This window comes from Actinoplanes sp. NPDC023936 (assembly GCF_040639325.1).
GTDB lineage: Bacteria > Actinomycetota > Actinomycetes > Mycobacteriales > Micromonosporaceae > Actinoplanes.
The window spans coordinates 1-21,186 of the sequence record NZ_JBEZZR010000070.1; the positions used below are offsets into that span (position 1 = coordinate 1).

The following is a 21,186-nucleotide window of genomic DNA, read 5'->3' on the forward strand; positions in this document are numbered from 1 at the left end:
ACACCCGACACGGCGGCCATCACACCAGAACCATCGGCAGCCACCCACGACCGACACCCGAAGCCATCAAGATCAACTTAAGCTAAGTGGCATTGCGGGCAGCTCGGCCGTAGCAGGCGCAGGCAAAACGCGGCGGTTAGATGCGCCGGCTACGGCTGAGCCGCCCCCGAGCCGCCCCCGAGCGGGCCCGGCCGTCGCTCAGGCATGTCAGCCGCGGGCTTCACCTGCGTGGGCTACGGCTCGCGACCCCCGTGGACACACCCGCGCGGCCGGTGATCCGCCTCGCGGCCAGGGCGCGAGAGCACGATCGGCCAGGGCGCGAGCGCACGATCGACGGCTGAGTGGGCGAGCGGCTATCGGCCGTACCCGGGAAGGGTTTTGATCGTGGTCGTCAGCTCCGGGAACGCGGTGATCGACGTGGTCACGTAGCGGGGATCGAAGTCGGACAACCGGCGGACTCCGCTCTGCAAGCACGCGATGAACGGCAACCCGGCCCGGCCGGCCGCCAGCGCGTCGCCCGGGGAGTCGCCGACATAGACGCACTCGGACGGGGCCAGGCTCGCCTGGGACAGCAGCTCGTCGAACGCGCGCGGGTCGGGCTTGCCGAAACGGGTGTTGTCGCGGTGGTACACGGCGCTGATCCGGGACGACAGGGCGTGATCCGGCTCCAGCATGTGACGGATCTCCGGGCCGGTACGGGACGTCAGCAGCATCAGGCGGAAGCCGTCGGCCAGCAACTGGTCCAGGGCACGCAGGTTCTCCGGCGGAATCACGTCGAGCAGGCCGTCCGACACGTGACGGGTCATCGCCTCGTGGAAGAGTGGGCCGAAACGGTCGAGGTCGAGACCCGGGGAGCGTTTCGGCATCGCCTGCAGCAGCGGCTCGCCCCACGTCTGAAGGTGCAGGGAGCGGGGCATCGGCGGGTGCCCCATCGCGGTGAGGACCTCGTTCTCCAGGAAGAACGACGCCTCCTCGGTCATGCACAGCGTGTCGTCGACGTCGATGGCCACCGCACGGATCATGATCCGAACCATAGAACCTCAACTTGTCGGCGTGCGCGCCGATGTCCACGGCGACGGGTGCTGCAACGCGGGAGGAGGGTCTGTGGTCACGCGCTGGCGCGCCTGGTACCTCCCGATCGCGATCGGGATGGCCGTTGCCGACGTCGTGCTGATCGTGCTGGGCACCCGCACCGCGTTCTCCAATGTTCTGGTCTGGGTGCCGGCCGTCGCCGGCGTCGGGATGGCAGTCGCGAGCGCCGCCGCCGCCGCGCGCGGCACCACCGGAGATCTGCGCACGTTCTGGCGCCGGCTCACCCTCGCCATGGGGTTCGTGCTGCTCGCGACGCTGAGCCAGACCGTCGACGTGATCACCGTGCCGTTCGACGGGATGCCGCCGATCGGCTCGCGGACGCTGGTGCTCTACGTGATCGGCACGATGCTGGCGATCTCGGCGCTGCTGCGGCTGCCCGGCGGCGGGCGCAGCTGGCGGCAGCTGACCACGGCCGTGCTGGACGTGACGGTGGTGGCCGTGACGGCCGGGATCGCGGCCTCGGAGTACGTCGGCTGGTTCATGGACCGGTTCGGGGTGAGCACCTCGGCGTGGTGGCTGAACATCGCGATGATGGCCATCGCGGTGGCCGGCGTCGTGGTGGTCGTGAAGATCATGGCGGCGCGGCAGAGCCCGGTGCCGCGGGCCGCGCTCTGGTGGCTCGCGCCGATCGGGCTGGCCGGCCCGCTCTCCACCGTCCTGATGACGGTGCTCAAGACGTGGCCGCATCTCAACGGCAGCGCGGCGGTGCTGCCGTTCGTCGGCCTGTTCGGCACGCTCGCCGCGTTCGCGCAGCAGCGTGCCGGCGGCCGCGCGTCCCCGAGCCTGCACCCGTCGTTCTACCGGCGCAGCACCGCTGTCCCGCTGGTCGCCACCGGTCTCGCGAGTGTGCTGGTCGCGACCGTGTACCTGCGCACCGGCCACCTCAGCACCGTTCAGGTCGCCGGGACCACCCTGCTGTTGCTGCTGGTGGTGGCCCGGCAGGCGATGGCGTTGTCGGAGAACTCGACGCTGCTCGACACGGTCGCCCGCTACGCGATGCACGACGAGCTGACCGGCCTGTACAGCCGCCGGTACTTCACCGCCGCCGTGGCCGAGGCGTCCGGCCCGCACACCGTCATGCTGATCGACTTGAAGGACTTCCGGTCGATCAACGACAGCCTCGGGCCGGCGGCCGGGGACGCGCTGCTCGCCGCGTTCGCCGGGCGCCTCTCCGGCCTGGTCGACGCGGACGCCGTGGTGGCACGGCTCGGTGGGGACGAGTTCGGCCTGCTGCTGCCCGGCATCACCGAGGTCACGATCGGTGACGAGCCGTTGCACGCGGACGGTCACGAGGTGATCGTGGACCTCTCCGTCGGCATCGCGGACGGTGACGACGATCTGTTCCGGCGGGCCGAGATCGCGTTACGCGAGGCGACGGTCAATCCCGGTCAGGCCGTGGTCCGCTACGACGCTTCCCTGGAACGCCGGCTGAGCCAGCGGGCGACAATCGCCGCGGATCTGCGGCGCGCGCTCAGCGCCGGCGAGTTCTACCTGCTCTACCAGCCGGTCGTGGAACTGCCCGGCGGCCGGATGGTCGGCGTGGAGTCGCTGATCCGCTGGCGCAGGCCGGACGGTACGACGGTCTCCCCCGCCGACTTCATCCCGGTCGCCGAGGACACCGGCCTGATCGTCGACCTGGGCGAGTGGATCATCGAAATGGTCTGCACGCAGGCCGCCGCCTGGCGGCACCGTCACGGAACCGGCGCGCTCCAATCAGTAGCGGTCAACGTGTCGGCTCGCCAGCTGCTCGACCCGGGTCTGCCCGACGTCGTGGCCGGCGCTCTGGCCCGTCACGGCGTGCCGGCCTCCCAGCTCACCGTCGAGATCACCGAGACAGCGGTGTTCGGGGGCGGTCGCGCGCTGAGCACGGTAACGGCCCTGTCGTCACTGGGCGTGAGCATCGCGCTGGACGACTTCGGCACCGGGCACTCCTCGCTCGGCCTGCTGCGCACCTGCCCGGTGGACGCCATCAAGGTGGACAAGTCGTTCGTCGACGGGCTCAACGGCACGCCGCAGCAGGAGGCGATCGCGATCGCGCTGACCGGCATCGCCGAGACGATGGGCCTGCACACTGTCGCGGAGGGCGTGGAGACCGCCGAGCAGGCCCAACGGCTCTTCGAGCTGGGGTATCGCCACGCGCAGGGCTTCCACTTCGCGCGCCCGCTCCCGGCCGAGGAGATCGACGCCCTGCTCGACCAGGCACACCGCGTAGCCGCCTGAAAACCCTTTTTCGGTACGCGTTCCGCAGGGTCCCCGAGAGTCCGCGCGACCATGCTGCCCACGCCAGGCCGTTGCGCGGGCTACGGCGACGGGCGCGGGGAGACCTGTTCGGGCGGGGCCGCGTACGTCAGGTGGTGCGGGTCCACGTGGCGGCGGCCTCCAGGGCGGCCCGGATGTCGCCCGCCGAGCGGTAGATCCGGCGCTGCCGGTCCGCGCCGCTCCCGGTCTCCCGCAGCCGGCTGAGCCCGTCCACGACCACTCCCCGATCACCGGACTCCCGCAGGGCCGGGTCCACCAGCTCGGCGAACTCGGCGATCAGTTCCCACGCCGGGCGGGCCCGGCCGTCCCGCAGGTCGACCAGGTCACCGCCGAGGCCGTCGCGGGCGGCGCGCCAGTGCGCCCCGAACACCACGGCATCCCTCGGGTCCGGCGCCGCCCGCCCGCCGCGGATCTCCGTGATCGCGGTCTCCACCGCCGCCCGGATCAGCGCCGTCACCAGCACCGTGTCGTCGACGTCGGCGCAGACGTCGCCCATCCGGATCTCCACTGTCGGGTACCTCGGGGAGAGGCGGGCGTACCACTGCACCATCCCCTCGTCGATCATGATGCCGGTGGCGATCAGGTCGTCCACGGTGCGGTCGTGCTCCCGGGCGTCCCGGAAGTACGGGGTCGGCGCCACGCTGAACCACCGGCGCAGCTGGACGTTGCGCCAGCTGCTGTGTCCGGTGTCCACGCCCTCGAAGAACGGCGAGTTCCCGGTCAGCGCCTGGATCACCGGCAGCCAGATCCGCAGGTGGTTGCAGACCTGGACGGCCAGGTCCCGGTCGCCGACGCCCACGTGCACGTGCATCCCGCACAGCGCCGGATCCTGGGCGAGCGGGCCGAACCGGTCGACCATGGTGTGGTAGCGGGGGTCGTCCGGCACGCTGCGATCGGGTTCGGACACCGGCGTGGCGGCGACAGCTGTCAGCCGTACCCCGGCATCGTCGGCAGCGGTCGCGGCGGCACGCCGCAGGGAGCCCAGCTGATCGCGCACGTCGCGCAGGTCCGTGCAGACCCCGGTGACCATTTCGAGCATGCTGCGGCGCACCTCCGCCCGGCTCTGCCGGCGCGCCTGCTCGGGCAGCGCGGCCCGCACCTTCTCGGCGACCGGAGCGTTGGCGCCGGTGTCCGGATCGAGCAGCAGAAATTCCTCTTCGACACCGACGGTCAGCACGGCGCCGTGGCTACCCGGCGGACTGCTACACCAAACCCCCGCCGGCAACGCCATCGGGAAGACCGTGGTGAGCGGTTTCTGAGCGTTCGCCTGCTCCTCGTCCGGCGGTCGCCTGCTGTCCCCGTACCCCATAGATGATCTTTGCTCGTGGAACGAAGGAACCTGCTTGCCGCGGCGCTCGCCGCGCCCGCCGCCGCCACCCTCGACATGCGCCCGGCCACCGCCTCCACCAGGGGTTTCGACAAGGCCGACCCACGCTTCTCGATCGCGGTGCTGCCCGACACCCAGTATCTGTTCGACGCCGACAGCTCCGACCCGGCCCCGCTCGCGGCCACCTTCCGGTACCTGCTCGACCAGCGCGCCGAGGACAACGTCGCCTTCCTCACCCACCTCGGCGACATCACCGAGCACGGCACCGAGCAGGAGATCGCGCTGGCCGGCTCGACGTTCCGGGCCATCGACGGGCGGCTGCCGTACAGCGTGCTCGCCGGCAACCACGACGTCAGCTCCAGCACGAACGATCAACGGGGCAGCACCGCGTACCTGAAGGTTTTCGGTCCGGACCGGTTCCGGGGTGCGGCGACGTACCTCGGGGCCTCCGCCGACGGCTACAACAGCGCGCACCGGCTGACCGCGGGTGGGCGGCAGTGGCTGATCCTCGCGCTGGACTGGCGGATCTCCGACGGCGGCCTGACCTGGGCCCGCTCCATCCTGGCGGCGAACGCCACGCTGCCGGCGATCGTCACCACGCACGACCTGGCCTACGCTGACGACGCGGGCGCGGCGTACCTGTCCAGTAACGGTCAGCGGCTCTGGGACAAGCTGATCAAGGACAACGACCAGATCTTCCTGACCCTCAACGGCCACTACTGGCCGCCGGGGCGGACCGTGCTGCGCAACACCGCCGGCAACGACGTCCACGTGCACATCACCAACTATCAGGACCGGTACTACGGCGGCGCCGCGATGATCCGGCTGTACCGCTTCGACCTGGTGCGCAACCGGATCGACGTGGAGACGTTCGCGCCCTGGTTCCTGCAGCGCCGCTCGCCGCTGGCCGAGGAGACGATCGAGCTGACCGGCGACGTCGACCGGTTCAGCCTGGAGATCGACTTCGAGAAGCGGTTCGCCGCCTTCGCGCCGCCGGCGCTTCCCGCGCCGCGGCCCGCGACCCGGGTGGTGGACCGGCACACCGCCGCCTACTGGCGGTTCGACGCGGCCGGCCAGGCGGTCAGCGACGGCGCCGTCGTGGCCGATCTCTCCGGCAAGGGCAACGACTTGGTGGTACGCCGTCTCGCCGGCAGTGGCGCCGACGTTCTCACCGTGGCGGCCGACCACCATCGGGGCGCGCCGGCCCACGCGAGCCTCCGCTTCGACGGCGGCCCGAACCGGGGCGCCCTGCTGCAGACCGCCCCGGACGCGCCGCTGAACAGCGCCACGTTCCGTGGCGGGTACACGTTCGAGACGTTCCTGAAGCTGCCGTCGCCGTTCGTCGGCAGCCACGCGTGGATGGGCGTCTTCAGCTGGGAAGGACGCGCCGGGGACGCCGGCAAGCACAGCGGCTGGTCGCCGCTCGAACCGACGTGCAGCCTGAACCTGTCCCCCGAGCGGTTCCTGCAGTACGTGCTGTACACCGCCGAGGGTGATCACAATCCGACGTCGTGGAGCCACGCACTGCCGGTCGGCGTCTGGCACCACGTGGCGATCGTCAACGACGGCAAGCGCAGCATCGTCTGGGTGAACGGCTCGAAGATCGCCCGGAACCCGACGCAGCCGGCGCGCGGGGTGGCGACGGTGGGCCGGCCGTTCACGCTCGGTGGGACGTCGTTCGACCTCGCGTACGACCAGGGGTTCTACGGCTGGATCGGCGACACCCGGATCACGTCGCGGGCATTGCGGCCGGACCAGTTCCTGCCGGCCGGCCACTTCCGATAGCAGCCGGCCGCTTCCGATAGCGGCCCGCCGCCGCCACGGCGCCACCACGCGGCCGCCACGTCGCCACCACGCGGCCGCCACGTCGCCACCACGCAGGCGGCCGCCACGTCGCCACGTAGGGGCCGACGCGATCTTGGCGAATTGTGGCTGCGCAGGGCGTGAACTGCCCAGATCTCGGGCTTGGCCCCCGCACGCCGTCGCGCGTGCGGGGGCCGCGTGAGCACAGTGAGCCGCGGGCACAGTGAGCCAGCCGTGCGGGTCGGGCTGGCTCTGAGTGCTGACCTTGCTGGCTAATCGACGAGCCGTCGACTCGTCGGATGTGAGATGGGCGCGACAACCGGATGGTCGCCATTCACGGGCCCCTACCAGGCGACAGTTCATCGATCAGCAAGCAAGGTCAGCACTAGCACTGACACCAGCTCACCCGGGCCAGCTGGCTCTCCGTGTGCTAACGAAAACGCGAAAGACCCTGAGCCCAGCGCTCCGCCTGCCCCGGGCCCACGCCGCCTGGGCCCCGCGCCGCCTGGGCCCCGCGCCGCCTGGGCCCCGCGCCGCCTGGGCCCCGCGCCGCCTGGGCCCCGCGCCGCCTGGGCCCCGCGCCCCTGCGTGCCCCGCCGACCCCGCGCTGGCGTCCTGCGGCTGGCATCTCACACCAGCCACCTCCCGCCTCGCCGATCTTGGAACCCGCCGTCCCGGCCGTAGCCCACACATGTGATCAAGCTCGGGTAGCCGCTCTGGCCTACGGCTCGCGTCGCCCGGCCGTAGCCCACACATGTGATCAAGCCCGGATAACCGCTCTGGCCTACGGCTCGCGTCGCCCGGCCGTAGCCCAAGCATGTGTTCAAGCTCGGATACTCGAGGTAGCGGGAACCGGACCTCCACGAAGATCTAATGGCCCAGGGGGACGGCCTGGCGACTGTCCAGCGGCGGCCGCGCGTCACGGTCCGTCGCCGCCGACCGTGGAGCGCTGGAGGTTTGCGTCATTCTGCAGGGCCTGGGGCGTCCGCGGGTTTCCGCGCAGCGCGACGTTGACCGCGGATGCAGGCACGCTGGGTGACAACGGTTCGCGCCGACGTGCGGTCCGCCCCGATTTCCGGCTGGCCCTGCAGCAGTGATGACGCACCTCGGGAACATCGCCGCGGCCGAGCGCACTCACGACCAGCTGGACCAGCTGGACCAGCTGGTCGTCAGTGCTGTTCCCGGCCTGGTGGATCGTGGAATGGCGGGATCCGGCTGGCGCTCGGTGCTGTCCCGACGGGTCCGCGAGAGCACTCCCCGCCAGCCGACGAAGACGAGCTGGTCACCAGTGCTCCCGGATGCCTGCTCCGAGAACCCTCAGCGCCAGCCCGCCCGCACCGCTCCACACCGGGCGATCAGCGGCGATCAGCGGGCGCCGAGCGAGCACGAAACACCCCACTAAGGCGTCAACGTCTCGATCAGCAGGAGGGAAGCGTCGTCCTCCCGCTCCCCCGGCGCGATGATCTCCATCGCCGCGTCGGCGAGCTCGTCGAGACCGGCGCCCGGATGATCCGTGATCACCCGGCGCAGGTGCTCGATGCCGTCGTCGATCGGGAACGTGCGGGTCTCGATCAGCCCGTCGGTGTAGAGCACCAGCCGGCTCCCGGCCGGCAGCGACCGCGTGTGTGTGCGCCGGGTGACCCCGCGCAGGCCGCCGAGCAGCGGGCCGCCGTTCGGCAGCTGGCTGACCGACCCGTCCGGCAGCACCAGCGTCGGCGGGATGTGGCCGGCGTTCGCCCAGGTCAGCGTGTGCCCGCCACCCGGCTCGGCGGTCAGGTAGGCGACCAGCACGGTGGCCATCCCACCGACCCCGAGCAGCTTGGCGGCCCGTTCGAAGCGGGCCAGCAGGACCGACGGATAGTCGTACCGGTCCACCAGCAGCGCGCGCAGCATGCTCCGGTAGTGCCCCATGGTCGCGGCCGCGGTCACGCCGTGTCCCGCCACGTCGCCGATCACCACGGCCATCCGGGCGTCGTCGAGGCGGACCGCGTCGTACCAGTCCCCGCCGACCAGATCGGCCCGGTTCGCCGGCGCGTACCGGGCCACCAGCCGCACGTGGTCCAGCACGGGCAGCGGGCTGAGCAGCGCCTTCTGCATCGTTTCGGCGGCGGTGCGCCGGTCGTCGTACGCGCTGGCCCGCTGCAGCGCCTGCGCGACGTATCCGGCGAGCGCGGTGAGCACCGCGTGTTCGCCGTCACCGGGGGTGTACCGCTGCTTCCAGCAGAACGTCAGCGCCCCGATCGGTCCGTGCACCCCGGGCAGCGGCACGCTGACCGCGGCCTGCCACTCCATCCGGTGGAACGTGCCGAGCGCGTCCGGCGTCTGCTCGGCCACCGCGGCGAGGTCGGGCAGGACCACGGTGCGGCCGCTGCGCGCGGCCAGCCCGGACGGGGTGCGGACCTCGGTGCCGTACGTCGCCCAGTGCTCCGCCAGGTCGGGCGGCAGCAACCGGCCGGACGCCAGCTGGATCAGGCCGTCGGACTCCAGCCAGGAGACCCCGACGTACGCCGGGTCCAGGGTCCCGATGACCAGGTCACGCACCGTGTCGACGACCTCGTCGGAGGTGGCCGCCGCGCCGAGGGCGCTACTGGCCCGCAGCAGCAGCCGGCTCCGCTCGGCGACCAGCTCGGCCCGGTCCGACGCCTGGTACGACGCGATCCGCAGCTGAAGGCTGTCGGAGCAGGCGGCCGCGAGGTCGGAGAGCGCCGACAGCTCGTGCTCGGTCCACTGGCGCGGCTCGTGGTCGATCGCGCAGAGCGACCCGAGCACCCGCCCGTCCGCGTCGAAGACCGGCATCCCCGCGTAGCCGACGACGCCGAGGTCCTCGATCGCGAGGTTGTCCCGCACCCGCGGGTCGACCCGGGCGTCCGTGACGATCAGCGGTTGCGCGGCGTCGACCACGTGCTTGCAGAACGAGTGGCTCAGCGGTGTCTGCCGCTTCTGCGCCCAGGGTTCGCCGAGCCCGCAGGCACCGGGGAAGAACTGCCGGTCCGCGTCGACCAGTGAGACAAGCGCCACCGGCACCCCGAGCACGGTGCGCACCATGGACGCGAACCTGTCGAACATCGGGTCGGCCACCGCGTCCAGACCGGTGCGCAGCAGTGCGGCGAGCCGCTGCCCGTCGTCGTCTGCCATGCAATCCTTCCAGGGTGTCGTCTCGGTGCTCCGGGGCAACATACCCGGCTGGTGGGCGAGGTACGACCCTGGCGAGGCACTATCGCGCAGTGGTGTGCGAGAGTCCAGCCACGGGGTAACGGGCGGGGATGGGAATGGCGCGACTTTGAGCGGTGAGATGACCCCCGCGGACGACGTGTTCGCCGGCGGCGGCGAGACCGCGCGCCTGATGGCACGGATCGACTGGGCGGCGACGGATCTGGGGCCGATCGAACGCTGGCCGCAGAGCCTGCGGGCGGCCGTCCGGATCGTGCTCTCGTCGCGATACCCGATGCTGCTGCTCTGGGGGCCGGACCTGGTCCAGCTCTACAACGACGCGTACTCGGGCCTGATCGGCGACAAGCATCCGGCGGCGCTCGGCCGGGACGTGCGGGTGACCCTGGCCGAGGGCTGGGACGTGCTCCGGCCGCTGATCGACGAGGCGATGGCGACCGGCGTGGCGAGCTGGGTGCCGGCGTTGCGCCTGCTGCTGGACCGGTCCGGGTACCGCGAGGAGGCGTACTTCAGCGTCTCGCACGCGCCGGCCCGCGACGACGACGGCGTCACGGTGGGCGTGCTCACCGTGTGCAGCGAGGTGACCGAGCAGGTGGTCGGCGAACGCCGGCTGCGGCTGCTGCACGATCTCGCCCTGCCCGGCGGGGACGGGACGGCCGGCGTCGAGCGGACCTGCGCCCGGCTCGGCGAGGTGCTCGGCCGGCATCCGCTGGACGTGCCGTTCGCCGCGATCTATCTGCGCGACGGCGGTGCGCTGCGGCGGCACGCCCTGGTCGGCGCGGCGGAGACGGACCTGCCGGCGCACGTCGCGCTGGACGCTTCCGGCGACGACCCCTGGGGGCTGTGTGCCGCGGCGAGCGGGGAGACCATCGAGGTGGGCGACCTGGGCGGCCGGCTCACGCTCACCGGTGGCGCATTCGACGATCGGGTACGGGGATCCGTCGCCCAGCCGTTGCCCGGCGGGGTGCTGGTCACCGGGGTCAGTCCGAGCCGGGCGCTCGACGACACGTACCGGTCGTTCCTGACCCTGCTGGCGCAGCAGATCGGGGTCGCCATCCGCACCGCCCAGGCGTACCAGGAGGAACGTGACCGGGCGGCGGCGCTGGTCGAGCTGGACCGGGTGAAGACGGACTTCTTCACGAACGTGAGCCACGAGTTCCGTACCCCGCTGACCTTGATGCTCGGACCGCTGGCCGACGCGCTCGCCGACCGCGAGGAGCCGCTCGGGGCCGCCCAGCGGGACCGCGTGGACACCGCCTGGCGCAGCGCCACCCGCCTGCTCTCCCTGGTCAACGAGCTGCTCACGTTCTCCAGCATCGAATCGGGACGGTCCGGCACGCAGCCGCACACGCTGGACCTGGCCCGATACACCCGGGAGCTGGCCGGCGTGTTCCGGGCCGCGATCGAACGCACCGGCCTGCGGCTGACGGTGGACTGCCCGCCGCTCCCCGGCCCGGTCGCGGTGGACCCCGGCCACTGGGAGCGGATCGTCACGAACCTGCTCTCCAACGCGCTCAAGTTCACCTTCGTCGGCGGGATCCGGGTGACCCTCGAGTCGGACGCCACAGCGATCCGGCTCTCCGTCGCGGACACCGGCATCGGGATCGACGCGGCCGAGCTGCCCCGCCTGTTCGACAGGTTCCACCGGATCCGCGGCGCGCGCTCGCGCAGCCACGAGGGCACCGGCATCGGCCTGGCCCTGGTCCGTGAGCTGACCCGGCTGTCCGGCGGTGACGTCGAGGTGGCCAGCGCGCCCGGCGAGGGCACCACCTTCACCGTGGTGCTGCCGTGGAGCGCGGTGCGGCCGGCCGGCGCCCTGCCGGTGGAACCCGCTCCGGAGCCGTTCGCCGCCGCGCGGGCCGCCGCCGTCGAGACGGCCGGCTGGCTGACCGACGAGGCCGGCGACGGCGACGCGGCGCCGGCCGGCGGGATCCGGATCCTGGTCGCCGACGACAACAGCGACATGCGCGCCTACCTGGCCCGGCTGCTCACCGCCGAGGGCTGGCAGGTGCTGACGGCCGCGGACGGCGAGGCCGCCCTGCGCGCGATCCGCCGGGACCGGCCGCATCTGCTGATCACCGACGTGATGATGCCGCGACTGGACGGTTTCGCCCTGGTCCGCAAGCTGCGCGGGGACGAGGCGACCCGCGGCCTGCCGGTGGTGATGCTCTCCGCCCGGGCCGGTCAGGAGTCCGGGGTGGAGGGCCTGGCCGCCGGCGCGGACGACTACGTGGTCAAGCCGTTCCACGCCCAGGAGCTGATCGCCCGGGTCCGCAACCTCCTGGAGATGGCGAGCGTCCGCGCCACGCACAGCCGGCAGATGACCGCGCTCGCCGACACGGCCGCCGTGATCGCCTCCGGCCGGGCTCTGGAGGAGGCGTTCCAGACCGCTACTGATCAGGCCCGCGCGATGCTGGGCGGTCTGTCGGCGGTCACCGTGCTGCGCGGCGGCCGCCGGCGGCCGGAGTTGCGGTTCGTCGCCGCCGACGGCGACGACGACGACGAGGGCGCGCCGGGCGAGTCCGTCGAGGTCGAGATCAAAGCCCACGAGGGTACGGTCCTGGGCACCATCACCGTGCGGATCGACTCGGCCAACCCGCCCAGCGAGCAGGCCCGGAGCATCCTCACCCCGCTGGCCGACATGCTGGCGTCGCTCACCCAGAGCAGCTGGCAGCTGGAGCACGAGCAGCAGATGACCGTCACGCTGCAGCAGGCCGTGCTGCCGGAGAGCGTGCCGGCCCTGGACGGGTGGGACGTGCAGACCGCGTACCGGCCGGCGTCCGGCCGGGTCGGCGGTGACTGGTACGACGTGGCCGAGGCCGCGGACGGCTCGCTCGTGGTGAGCATCGGCGACGTGGCCGGGCACGGTCTCGGCGCGGCCGTCACCACCGGGCAGATCCGCAACGCGGTCCGGGCGTACCTGGTCGAGAACCCGGCGCCGGCCCACGTGATCGGGCGGGTGGCCACGCTCGTGGGCCGCCTGCACACGCCGCTCTTCGCGACCCTGCTGGTGATCCGCATCGACCCGCGGACCGGCGCGTTCACCTGGTGCAGCGCGGGCCATCCGACGCCTGTGGTGTCCGCGCCCGGCGAGCCGACCACGCTGCTCGCCGGCCTGATCGGTCCGCCGCTCGGCCTCACCCGGGCCCGGTACCGGCAGAACACCGGCAGCCTGCGACAGGGCGGTCAGCTGCTGCTCTTCACCGACGGCCTGGTGGAGGACTTCCCGAAATCGATAGACGAGGGTCTCAACCGGCTGTGCGAGCGGTCGCACCGCGAGTTCGTCGCGGGCGCCCCCCTGACCGCGCTCGTCGACGCGGTGCTCGGCGACGTGCCCCGCCCGCAGCACGACGACATCGCGGTGGTCGCGATCCGGCGGGACCCGGCGGCGGCCCGGACCGGAGTCAGCCTGCCGGAGCTCGAGACCACGTGGACGTACCCGCTGGGCCCGGGGGCGTCCGCCGCCGCGCGCCGCGACCTGCAGGCCGCGTTGCAGGGTGACGCCGCCGACCAGGACCTGCTCTACGACCTGCAGGTGGCCGCCACCGAGGCGATCAACAACGCGGTCGAGCACGCCCAGCGGCCGAGCCGCCCGGAGGTGCACCTGCGCCTGCGGGTGACCGGCGGCCTGGTCCGGATCGAGGTCCAGGACTTCGGCGGCTGGCGGGCCCGGCCGCCGGCGCGCGACCGGGGCCGCGGCGCGATCCTGATGAACGCGTACGGCGACGTCCGGGTCACCACGACCGCCACCGGAACTCTGGTCACCATCGAGCGCCGCTGGACCGCCGGCTGAGGAGCCGTGCCTCCCGGTACCCGTGGCCATCGTCGTGACCTGGTCATCAGCGTGATCGCGGCGGGACCGGCGCTCGCGCTGCGGCGTGAGGGGCGGCGCTCGCGCTACGGCCGTGAGCGGGCATGGATGGTCGCGGCCGGCGGCGGCGGGAGGTGATCGGTGCGGTTGTGGGAGGTGTGCCGCGTACCATATAAAAGCCGGAGGCGAGCCGATTAGCGTGCGCCAGCGGTGGTAGCCATGGGGAGTGACGACCGAAACGGCCTGGGCTCCGCTGCGTGTGACCGCCTTCCGGAGCCTGTGGCTGGCGCTGCTGGCGAGCAACATCGGCACCTGGATGCAGACTGTCGGCGCCCAGTGGCTGCTCGTCGAGGAGTCCGGAAGTGACACTCTCGTGGCGGTGGTGCAGACCGCCAGCACCCTGCCGATCGTGCTGCTCGCGCTGCCGGCCGGTGCGCTCGCCGACACGTTCGACCGGCGGCGGCTGCTGCTCGCGGTCCAGGTGTTCCTCACCGGCGTGGGTGTGCTGCTCACCGTTCTGACCGTCACTGATCACATGCCGCCGGAGCTGTTGCTCACCCTGACGTTCGTGCTCGGCGCGGGCCAGGCGGTGACCGCGCCGACCTGGCAGTCGATCATCCCGGAGCTGGTGCCCCGCTCGCAGCTGCCGCAGGCGTCCGCGCTCGGCGCGATCAGCATGAATCTCGCCCGGGCCGTCGGACCCGCGATTGCCGGCCTGCTCATCGCCCGTGCCGGAACCGGCGTGGTGTTCGGCATGAACACGCTGTCGTTCGCCGTGTTCGCGCTGGTCCTGTTCCGCTGGCGGCCGGCGTCGACGGGCAACGGCGACGCGCCGGAACGGTTCGCCGCGGCCGTGCGATCCGGCAGCCGGTACGTGCGGCACTCCCCTGTCGTGCGGCGCATCCTGCTGCGCGCCGGACTGTTTCTGATCCCCGGCAGCGCGCTCTGGGCCCTGCTGCCGCTGGTCGCGAGCCGGCGGCTCGGCCTCGGCTCGGGCGGGTACGGCGTCCTGCTCGCCGCCGTCGGCGCCGGCGCGGTGTTCGGGGCGCTCCTGCTGCCCCGGCTGCGGGCCCGCTGGTCGCTGAACCGGCTGCTGCTGATCTCCAGCGTCACGTTCACGCTCGTGCTGTTGCTGCTGGTGGCGGTTCCGTCGGAGGCGGCCGTGGTGGTGGTCCTGCTGCCCGCCGGCGTCGCGTGGGTGATGGTGCTGTCCAGCGTGAACGCGTCGATGCAGCTGTTCCTGCCGAACTGGGTACGTGCCCGCGGCCTGGCCGTCTACCAGATCGTCTTCGCCGGGTCGCAGGCCGCCGGGGCGCTGGTCTGGGGTGTGCTGTCCGATCTGTGGGGTCTGGGCCCGACCCATGTGATCGCCGCCGGGCTGATGCTGGCCGGGGCTGTCACGCTGCGCTGGTGGCCGCTGCGGGACACCAGCGGGATGAATCGTGATCCGGCGGTGTTCTGGCCGGAGCCGCACCTGTCGCTCGATCCGTCGGATCGGGACGGACCGGTTCTGATCACGGCTCGCTATGCGGTTGCGCCGTCGAACGCGGACGCTTTCGTCGAGGCGATGGAGAGGGTACGCCTGAGCCGCCTCCGCACCGGCGCGGTGCGCTGGGGTTTGTTCCGGGACGGGGCGGCGCCGGGGTGGTTCGTGGAGGCTTACGTGGTGCCGAGCTGGGGTGAGCACGTGCGGCAGCATGAGGGGCGGCTGACCGGCTCTGATCAGGAGGCGGAGGAGCGGGCGGTGGCGCTGGCGGACGGGCCGGCGGAGGTGAGTCACCTGCTGTCGGCGCGGTGAGGGCGGCGCGGTGAGGGCGGCGCGGTGAGGGCGGGACGCGATGGCGGGGGTGGCATGCGCGGGCACACGACGCCCCCTCAGCCGGGGCGGACGAGGGCACACGGTGACCCCAACCGAGGCGGCGTCACACGGTGACCCCCAACCGAGGCGGCGTCACACGGTGACCCCCAACCGAGGCGGCGTCACACGGTGACCCCCAACCGAGGCGGCGTCACACGGTGACCCCTCGCGGCGTGGACGGGAGCACACCGTTCTCTTGCGTGTGACCGGGTCACGGCTATGGCGTAGGCCAGGGTCCACGATGACGTTACGTGTGCTTTCATCCGCGTGACGCGTCGCCGATCGCGCTGAGAACCAGCTGGTCCGGCTGGTCCGGCTGGTCCGGCTGGCGCTGAGTGCTGCCTGTCACGGTGGGTCCCGGCGACGGTGGAGCACTACGGGGTTCGCGTCATTCTGTGGGGCCCCGGAACGTCCGCGGGTTTCCGTAGAGCGCAACGACTACCCCGGATGTGGAGCCGGCGCACCGGCGCATCCTATGTCCGCTGGGCGACAGCAACACCAACGATGCATTGACAGTGGTGAAGCACTGGAGCGACGCTGGTGACCGACTTTCCGGGGAGGCGCGGATGGGCGGCTTCATCCTCGGTGTGGCCATCGCGCTCTTCATCGGAATGCGGCTGGCCCGCCTGATCGACGGCAACAAGGGTGCCAAAGCGGGATACAAGAAGGCCAACACCGATCTGCCCGGCGCGCGGAAGAAGGCGCGCAGCGCGTCCTTCGCGCTGTTCCGCTTCGTCGCCCTACTGGCGCTGATCGGCGCCGCGGCGCTGTACGGCTGGATCCAGCAGAACAGCGCCTGACCGGCCGTCCTGCGCGGCGGACAGCAGGCCGCGCAACGACAGCGCGAGGGCGGACGCGACCAGGCAGCCGATCACCATCGCGACCACCCAGAGCGTGCCGAGACCGGCGCCGATCAGCGGGCCGGCGGTCACCGGGCCGAGCACCGAGGCGATGCCCATCAGCATGGTGACCGCGGAGTTGTACCGTGCCCGCAGGTCGTCGGTGGCGAGCAGGTTCGTCACGGCCGGCATGACCGGTTGCAGCAGCGTCTCGCCGCAGGCGAACACCGTCGCGCACCCGATCACGCAGAGCGCCGCGACCACTGATCCGCCGCCGGCCAGCCCGCCCGCGCCGAGGATCAGCCAGGATGCCGCGAAGACGACGCCGACCATGGCGAGGGCCGCGGTCCGGCTGCGTCCTTCGAGGCGTTTCACGACCAGGAGCTGTGCCGCCACGATGGTCACCGTGTTGGCGGCCAGCGCCCAGGCCACGACTCTCGGGGGGACTTCTGCCACCCGTACCGCATAGGCGGCGAAGCCGACCTCGATCTGGGCGTAACCGCAGGTGGAGAGGAAGAGCGCGAACAGCAGGAGGCGACGGAACGGCCGGTTGCGCAGCACTGTCAGGTAGCCACCGGGCGGCCCGGCCTCGGCCCGTGGCGGCGGCGCGTGCCCGACGCCGCGCATCGCCAGCAGGATCGCGAAGGGGATCAGGAACGTCACCGCGTCGGCCAGGTAGACGATCTGGAACGTGACTGGCCGGGACGAGTCCACGACCGCGCCGGCGATCACGCCGCCGATGCCGATCCCGAGGTTGAGCAGCGCGAACTGCAGACCGAACGTGCGCTGACGTTCCGGCTCACGGGTCAGCGAGGCGAGCAGGGTGGCGCCGCCGGGCCAGGTCGGCGCGCCACCGGCCGCCATCACGGCGAGCGCGGCGAGAATCGCGGCCGGATGGTGCACGAGCGCCAGCACCATGGATCCGGCCGCCTGCGCGAGATACCCGGGGAGCATCACGCGCCGGGTGCCGAACCGGTCCATCAGGGTGCCGCCGATCGGTGAGCAGACCAGCAGCACCGCGCCGAACCAACCGACCGCGAGGCCGGCCGCGGCATCGCTGAAGCCGCGCACCTCGGTCAGGTAGATGAACAGGAACGGCAGGGTGAGGCCGCGCCCGAGGGCCGACACCAGGACGCCGGCCAGCAACCAGCGCGCTTCGCGGCGCTCGGGCAGGATCTCGTGGAGCATGGGCGGGATTCTGCCGGAAAGGTACGACGATTCGCGCGGCAGTTATCGACGGGTCTGTGGCAGGATCGGTGATCGTGTCGATGAGTCGCCGAGGGGTCCTGGGTGTCGCCGCCACCGCGCTGCTGGCCGGATGCGCCAAGCCGTCCGAAGCACGCAGCGTGCCGGGCATTCCCGAAATCGCCGAGGCGCCGCAGTCGTTCGCGGCCACGCCCCCGGCAGTCGACCCGGCGCCCCTGAAGGCATTCGACCCGGGGCCCCTGAAGCGGGTGCTCACCAAGTATCTGAAGCCCACCAGCGCGAACCCGAAACACCCCACCTACGCCGGCGCCGCCGCGGTGGTCCTGCGCGACGGCAAGGTCGCCGCCACGGTCGCCGTCGGCCACGCGCTGCGCTACCAGGCCGGGCCGGTCGAGCTCCCCGCCGCCAAGCGGGTGGCGATGCGCACCGATTCGATCTTCGACCTGGCCTCGCTCACCAAGGTCTACACCGCGATCCTGCTGCTGCAACAGGTCGAACGCGGCGCCGTCGACCTGGACGCCCCGGTCGTGCGCTACCTCCCGGCCTTCACCGGCAAGGGCAAGAACACGATTACGGTACGGATGCTGCTCACGCACACGAGTGGCCTCCCGGTCGGGGCGAACGTGAAGAACGTGCTCGGCACCCCGCTGCTCGCCGGCGCGGTCCCCGGCACCACGTTCCGCTACTCCAGCACCGGCCTCATGGTGGCCGCCGAACTCGTCGAGAAGGCCACCGGCAAGAACCTCGACGTCGCACTCAAGAACGGCATGACCGGCCCGCTCGGCCTCTCCTCCACCGGCTTCAATCCGCTCAGGTGGCTGTCCAAAGCTGATCAGGCCAAACGCCTGGTCGCCACCGACGCCCGCAGCTCGCGAGGGCTGCTGCGCGGCATCGTGCACGACGACGTCGCCGCGAAGCTGGGCGGCGTGATCGGCAGCGCCGGCATCTTCGGCACCGCCCACGAGGTGGCCGTGATCGGTCAGCTGCTGCTCAACGGGGGTGTCCACAACGGCAAGCGGATCCTCGCCGCGGCGACCGTGCAGCAGATGCTGACCAACCAGAACAAGGGCAAGCCCGCGATCGACCCGGATCGCCCCGGCCGCCCCGCCGACCACGGCCTCGGTGTCACGCTGCGCCAGCCATGGTTCATGGGCAAGCTGTCGTCGGCGGCCACGTTCGGCCACACCGGTTTCACCGGCACCTCGCTGCTGGTCCACCCCGGGCACAAGCTGGTGCTGGCCCTGCTGACGAACCGCGCCCACCCGAACTGGAGCTGGGCCGACCCGGACCCGATGCGCGCCGAGGTGGCGAACGTGGTGGCCGCCCAGCTCTGACCCCGATGCGCCGGGCCGGCACCGCACACCGGCTACCCGCGGGTCCCGCCCGCGGACCGGCCCGACGGCGCGGAACGGTCGTCCAGGGCGGCCGTCACCGCCTCCTCCGGCGTCGCGACGTGCCGGACGCCGGGAATCGCGCTGCCCTCCGCGGCCGTCACCCGCCAGCCACCGATCGACACCACCGGCACTCCGCCGCGCATCGCCAGGGCAACCTCGCTGAGTGTCCCCCATGATCCACCGATGCTGATCACCGCGTCGGCGCTGCGCACGATGATCACATTCCGCGCCTCGCCCATTCCCGTCACGATCGTCGCGGACAGATCCGACGAGGCGCCCTCGCGGCTGTCTCCGGGCCAGACCCCGATCACCAGCCCACCCGAGGCCCGGGCACCGGCCGCCACCGCCGCCATCACTCCGCCGCCACCACCGCAGATCACCACGGCCCCACGGGCGGCGAGCAGCTCACCCACCCGCCGGGCCCGGGCGGCCTCCACGTCGGTGCACGTGCCGGGCCCGCAGACAGCCACCTGAACGGTCACACCGTCATGCTGCCAGGCAGCGACAGTTCCTCCCAGTCATGATCGGCGCGGCCTATCGTCGAGCCGGTGAGCGCCGGGTTGCCGGGCTGCGCCGGGAGGGGGTGGCGGAGGCCACCGCCGAGGACTGACCCTGCTGGTTGATTGAGGAAGTCGTCTACCTGCGGAAATGTGGGTGCGACCGCCGCTGGCCAGTCGCCAGGCCCGCCCGTTTGGACCGTTAGGTCTTCGTTGAGGTCCGACTTCCGCTACATCGAGGGCTCGGGGTGCCACCTCGCGATAGCCGGGTAGGCCGAGCTTGATCACATGCCTGAGCTACGGCCCGGCGGAGCCAGCCGTAGACCAGGGCGGTTATCCGGGCTTGATCACATGTGTGGGCTACGGCCGGGTGGCGCGAGCCGTAGGTCAGAGCGGTTATCCGGGCTTGATCACATGCGTGAGCTACGGCCGGGACGGCGGGTTCCAAGATCGGCGAGGCGGGAGTGCGAGGCGGCAGTGCGAGGCGGCAGTGCGAGGCGGCAGTGCGAGGCGGCAGTGCGAAGCGGCAGTGCGAGGCGGGAGGTGCCAGGTGCGGGATGCCAGCCCGCAGGATGCCAGCGCGGGTCGGCGGGCACGCGGGGCGCGGGGCCCATGCGGCGCGGGCCCGGGCACGCGGGGCGCGCGAGGGCTGGGGATGCCACCTCGCGACAGCCGTGCAGGCCGAATATCTGCTGGTGGCGCGGGGTTTCTCACTTAGCCAGCGGGGTCAGGACTGGGCGTCAGCCGCCGCGCCGGTGGCGTAACACCAGGATCACCACGGCCGTGACCGCGGCCAGGTCGGCGACGATCAGGGCCGCGGCCGGGCCGAGGAACAGCCCGACGAACGGCATCGTGAGGAACACCGCGACGCCGAGCACCGTCAGGGCCGGGAACGGGCGGCCGGGCTCGGCCGGCCGCGCGGTCATCCGTGCGGCGAAGGCCGGGTCGCCGGCAGCCAGGCGCTGCTCGATCTCCGCGAGCGCGCGGCGGTCCTTCTCCTCCAGCATGGCTCTAGCCCTACCATCGCAAGCCCGGATATGTGGGTGATGCGCTGATCTAGCACGAAATATGGTTTTTGAAGCCTATAACAGGGGGTGAGCAAATGATCTGAGGAGCCTGCATGACCACCGTCGCCCCGAGGCCGAGCGTTACCCGGCCCCACCCGGTTCGCCGGCAGGTGAAGGGTTCGGCACTGACCCGGATCCTGCGCACCACCGACGCGAAGCAAATCGGGATCATGTACATGATCACGTCGATCATCTTCTACATGGTCGGCGGGCTCATGGCCCTGCTGATGCGGGCGGAACTGGCCCGCCCCGGCATGCAGATCCTCTCGCCGGAGCAGTTCAACCAGTTGTTCACCATGCATGGCACCGCCATGCTGCTGTTCTTCGCGACCCCGATCGTGTTCGCGTTCGGCAACTACGTGGTGCCGATTCAGATCGGCGCCCCGGACGTGGCGTTTCCCCGGCTCAATGCGTTCGCGTACTGGCTGTACCTGTTCGGCACGCTGCTCGCGATCAGCGGCTTCATGCTGCCGGGCGGCGCGGCCGACTTCGGCTGGTTCGCGTACACGCCGCTGAGCGACTCGCTGCACTCGCCCGGCATCGGCGGCAACGCCTGGGTCGTCGGCCTGGCGATCTCGGGTCTGGGCACGATCCTCGGCTCGGTCAACCTGATCACCACGATCCTGACCCTGCGGGCCCCCGGCATGACCATGTTCCGGATGCCGATCCTGACCTGGAACATGCTGGTCACCGCGCTGCTCGCGGTCATGGTCTTCCCGTTCCTGGCGGCCGCGCTCTTCGCACTCGCCGCGGACCGCGTCCTCGGCGCCCACGTCTTCGACGTGGAGACCGGCGGGCCGATGCTCTGGCAGCACCTCTTCTGGTTCTTCGGCCACCCCGAGGTGTACATCATCGCGCTGCCGTT

General features: G+C 71.8%; 14 protein-coding genes. 8 read left to right on the plus strand and 6 right to left on the minus strand.

The genetic code is table 11. From position 1 onward, the window contains the following. Positions 1-353: 353 nt before the first annotated feature. Positions 354-1,022 (minus strand): HAD family hydrolase, encoded by a 669-nt coding sequence (locus tag AB0F72_RS41085; protein WP_360444368.1) that lies wholly within the window; start codon positions 1,020-1,022, stop codon positions 354-356. A gap of 82 nt (positions 1,023-1,104) precedes the next feature. On the opposite strand from AB0F72_RS41085, the gene AB0F72_RS41090 reads away from it, so the two are divergent. Then, positions 1,105-3,312, plus strand: coding sequence for an EAL domain-containing protein (locus AB0F72_RS41090; protein ID WP_360444371.1), 2,208 nt, complete (start codon positions 1,105-1,107; stop codon positions 3,310-3,312). A 127-nt stretch (positions 3,313-3,439) separates the two neighbouring features. Here AB0F72_RS41090 and AB0F72_RS41095 read toward each other — a convergent pair whose 3' ends face one another. Next, positions 3,440-4,582 (minus strand): glutamate--cysteine ligase, encoded by a 1,143-nt coding sequence (locus tag AB0F72_RS41095; protein WP_360444407.1) that lies wholly within the window; start codon positions 4,580-4,582, stop codon positions 3,440-3,442. 93 nt (positions 4,583-4,675) lie between these two features. Between AB0F72_RS41095 and AB0F72_RS41100 the strand changes: the two genes are divergently transcribed. Then, positions 4,676-6,463 carry a LamG-like jellyroll fold domain-containing protein gene (locus AB0F72_RS41100; RefSeq protein ID WP_360444374.1) on the plus strand — a complete coding sequence of 596 codons (1,788 nt, stop codon included), beginning with the start codon at positions 4,676-4,678 and terminating at the stop codon, positions 6,461-6,463. A gap of 1,114 nt (positions 6,464-7,577) precedes the next feature. Further along, positions 7,578-7,883 (plus strand): hypothetical protein, encoded by a 306-nt coding sequence (locus AB0F72_RS41105; RefSeq protein WP_360444377.1) that lies wholly within the window; start codon positions 7,578-7,580, stop codon positions 7,881-7,883. On the opposite strand, the gene AB0F72_RS41110 is transcribed toward AB0F72_RS41105, so the two are convergent. Beyond that, positions 7,880-9,616 carry a SpoIIE family protein phosphatase gene (locus AB0F72_RS41110; RefSeq protein ID WP_360444380.1) on the minus strand — a complete coding sequence of 579 codons (1,737 nt, stop codon included), beginning with the start codon at positions 9,614-9,616 and terminating at the stop codon, positions 7,880-7,882. The two genes, AB0F72_RS41105 and AB0F72_RS41110, sit on opposite strands and share 4 nt — an antisense overlap. A gap of 157 nt (positions 9,617-9,773) precedes the next feature. On the opposite strand from AB0F72_RS41110, the gene AB0F72_RS41115 reads away from it, so the two are divergent. The 3 genes from AB0F72_RS41115 (at position 9,774) to AB0F72_RS41125 (ending at position 16,118) form a co-directional block, all read left to right on the plus strand. Continuing rightward, a complete protein-coding gene (locus tag AB0F72_RS41115) occupies positions 9,774-13,442 on the plus strand; it encodes a SpoIIE family protein phosphatase (RefSeq protein WP_360444383.1) in 3,669 nt (1,222 codons plus the stop codon). A gap of 244 nt (positions 13,443-13,686) precedes the next feature. Continuing rightward, positions 13,687-15,258 (plus strand): MFS transporter, encoded by a 1,572-nt coding sequence (locus AB0F72_RS41120; RefSeq protein ID WP_360444386.1) that lies wholly within the window; start codon positions 13,687-13,689, stop codon positions 15,256-15,258. A 626-nt stretch (positions 15,259-15,884) separates the two neighbouring features. Further along, a complete protein-coding gene (locus AB0F72_RS41125) occupies positions 15,885-16,118 on the plus strand; it encodes a hypothetical protein (protein ID WP_360444389.1) in 234 nt (77 codons plus the stop codon). Here the strand turns inward: AB0F72_RS41125 and AB0F72_RS41130 are convergent. Then, entirely contained in the window at positions 16,059-17,345 is a 1,287-nt protein-coding gene (locus tag AB0F72_RS41130) for an MFS transporter (protein WP_360444392.1), read from the minus strand. The two genes, AB0F72_RS41125 and AB0F72_RS41130, sit on opposite strands and share 60 nt — an antisense overlap. Before the next feature lie 80 nt (positions 17,346-17,425). Between AB0F72_RS41130 and AB0F72_RS41135 the strand changes: the two genes are divergently transcribed. Further along, entirely contained in the window at positions 17,426-18,697 is a 1,272-nt protein-coding gene (locus AB0F72_RS41135; protein WP_360444395.1) for a serine hydrolase domain-containing protein, read from the plus strand. A gap of 32 nt (positions 18,698-18,729) precedes the next feature. Here AB0F72_RS41135 and AB0F72_RS41140 read toward each other — a convergent pair whose 3' ends face one another. Then, a complete protein-coding gene (locus AB0F72_RS41140) occupies positions 18,730-19,239 on the minus strand; it encodes a TIGR00725 family protein (RefSeq protein WP_360444398.1) in 510 nt (169 codons plus the stop codon). Positions 19,240-19,994: 755 nt separating this feature from the next. Further along, complete coding sequence (locus tag AB0F72_RS41145) at positions 19,995-20,261, minus strand: DUF3040 domain-containing protein (RefSeq protein WP_360444401.1); 267 nt, start codon at positions 20,259-20,261, stop codon at positions 19,995-19,997. A gap of 113 nt (positions 20,262-20,374) precedes the next feature. On the opposite strand from AB0F72_RS41145, the gene AB0F72_RS41150 reads away from it, so the two are divergent. Beyond that, a partial coding sequence (locus AB0F72_RS41150; protein ID WP_360444404.1) for a cbb3-type cytochrome c oxidase subunit I occupies positions 20,375-21,186 on the plus strand: 812 nt, incomplete at its 3' end.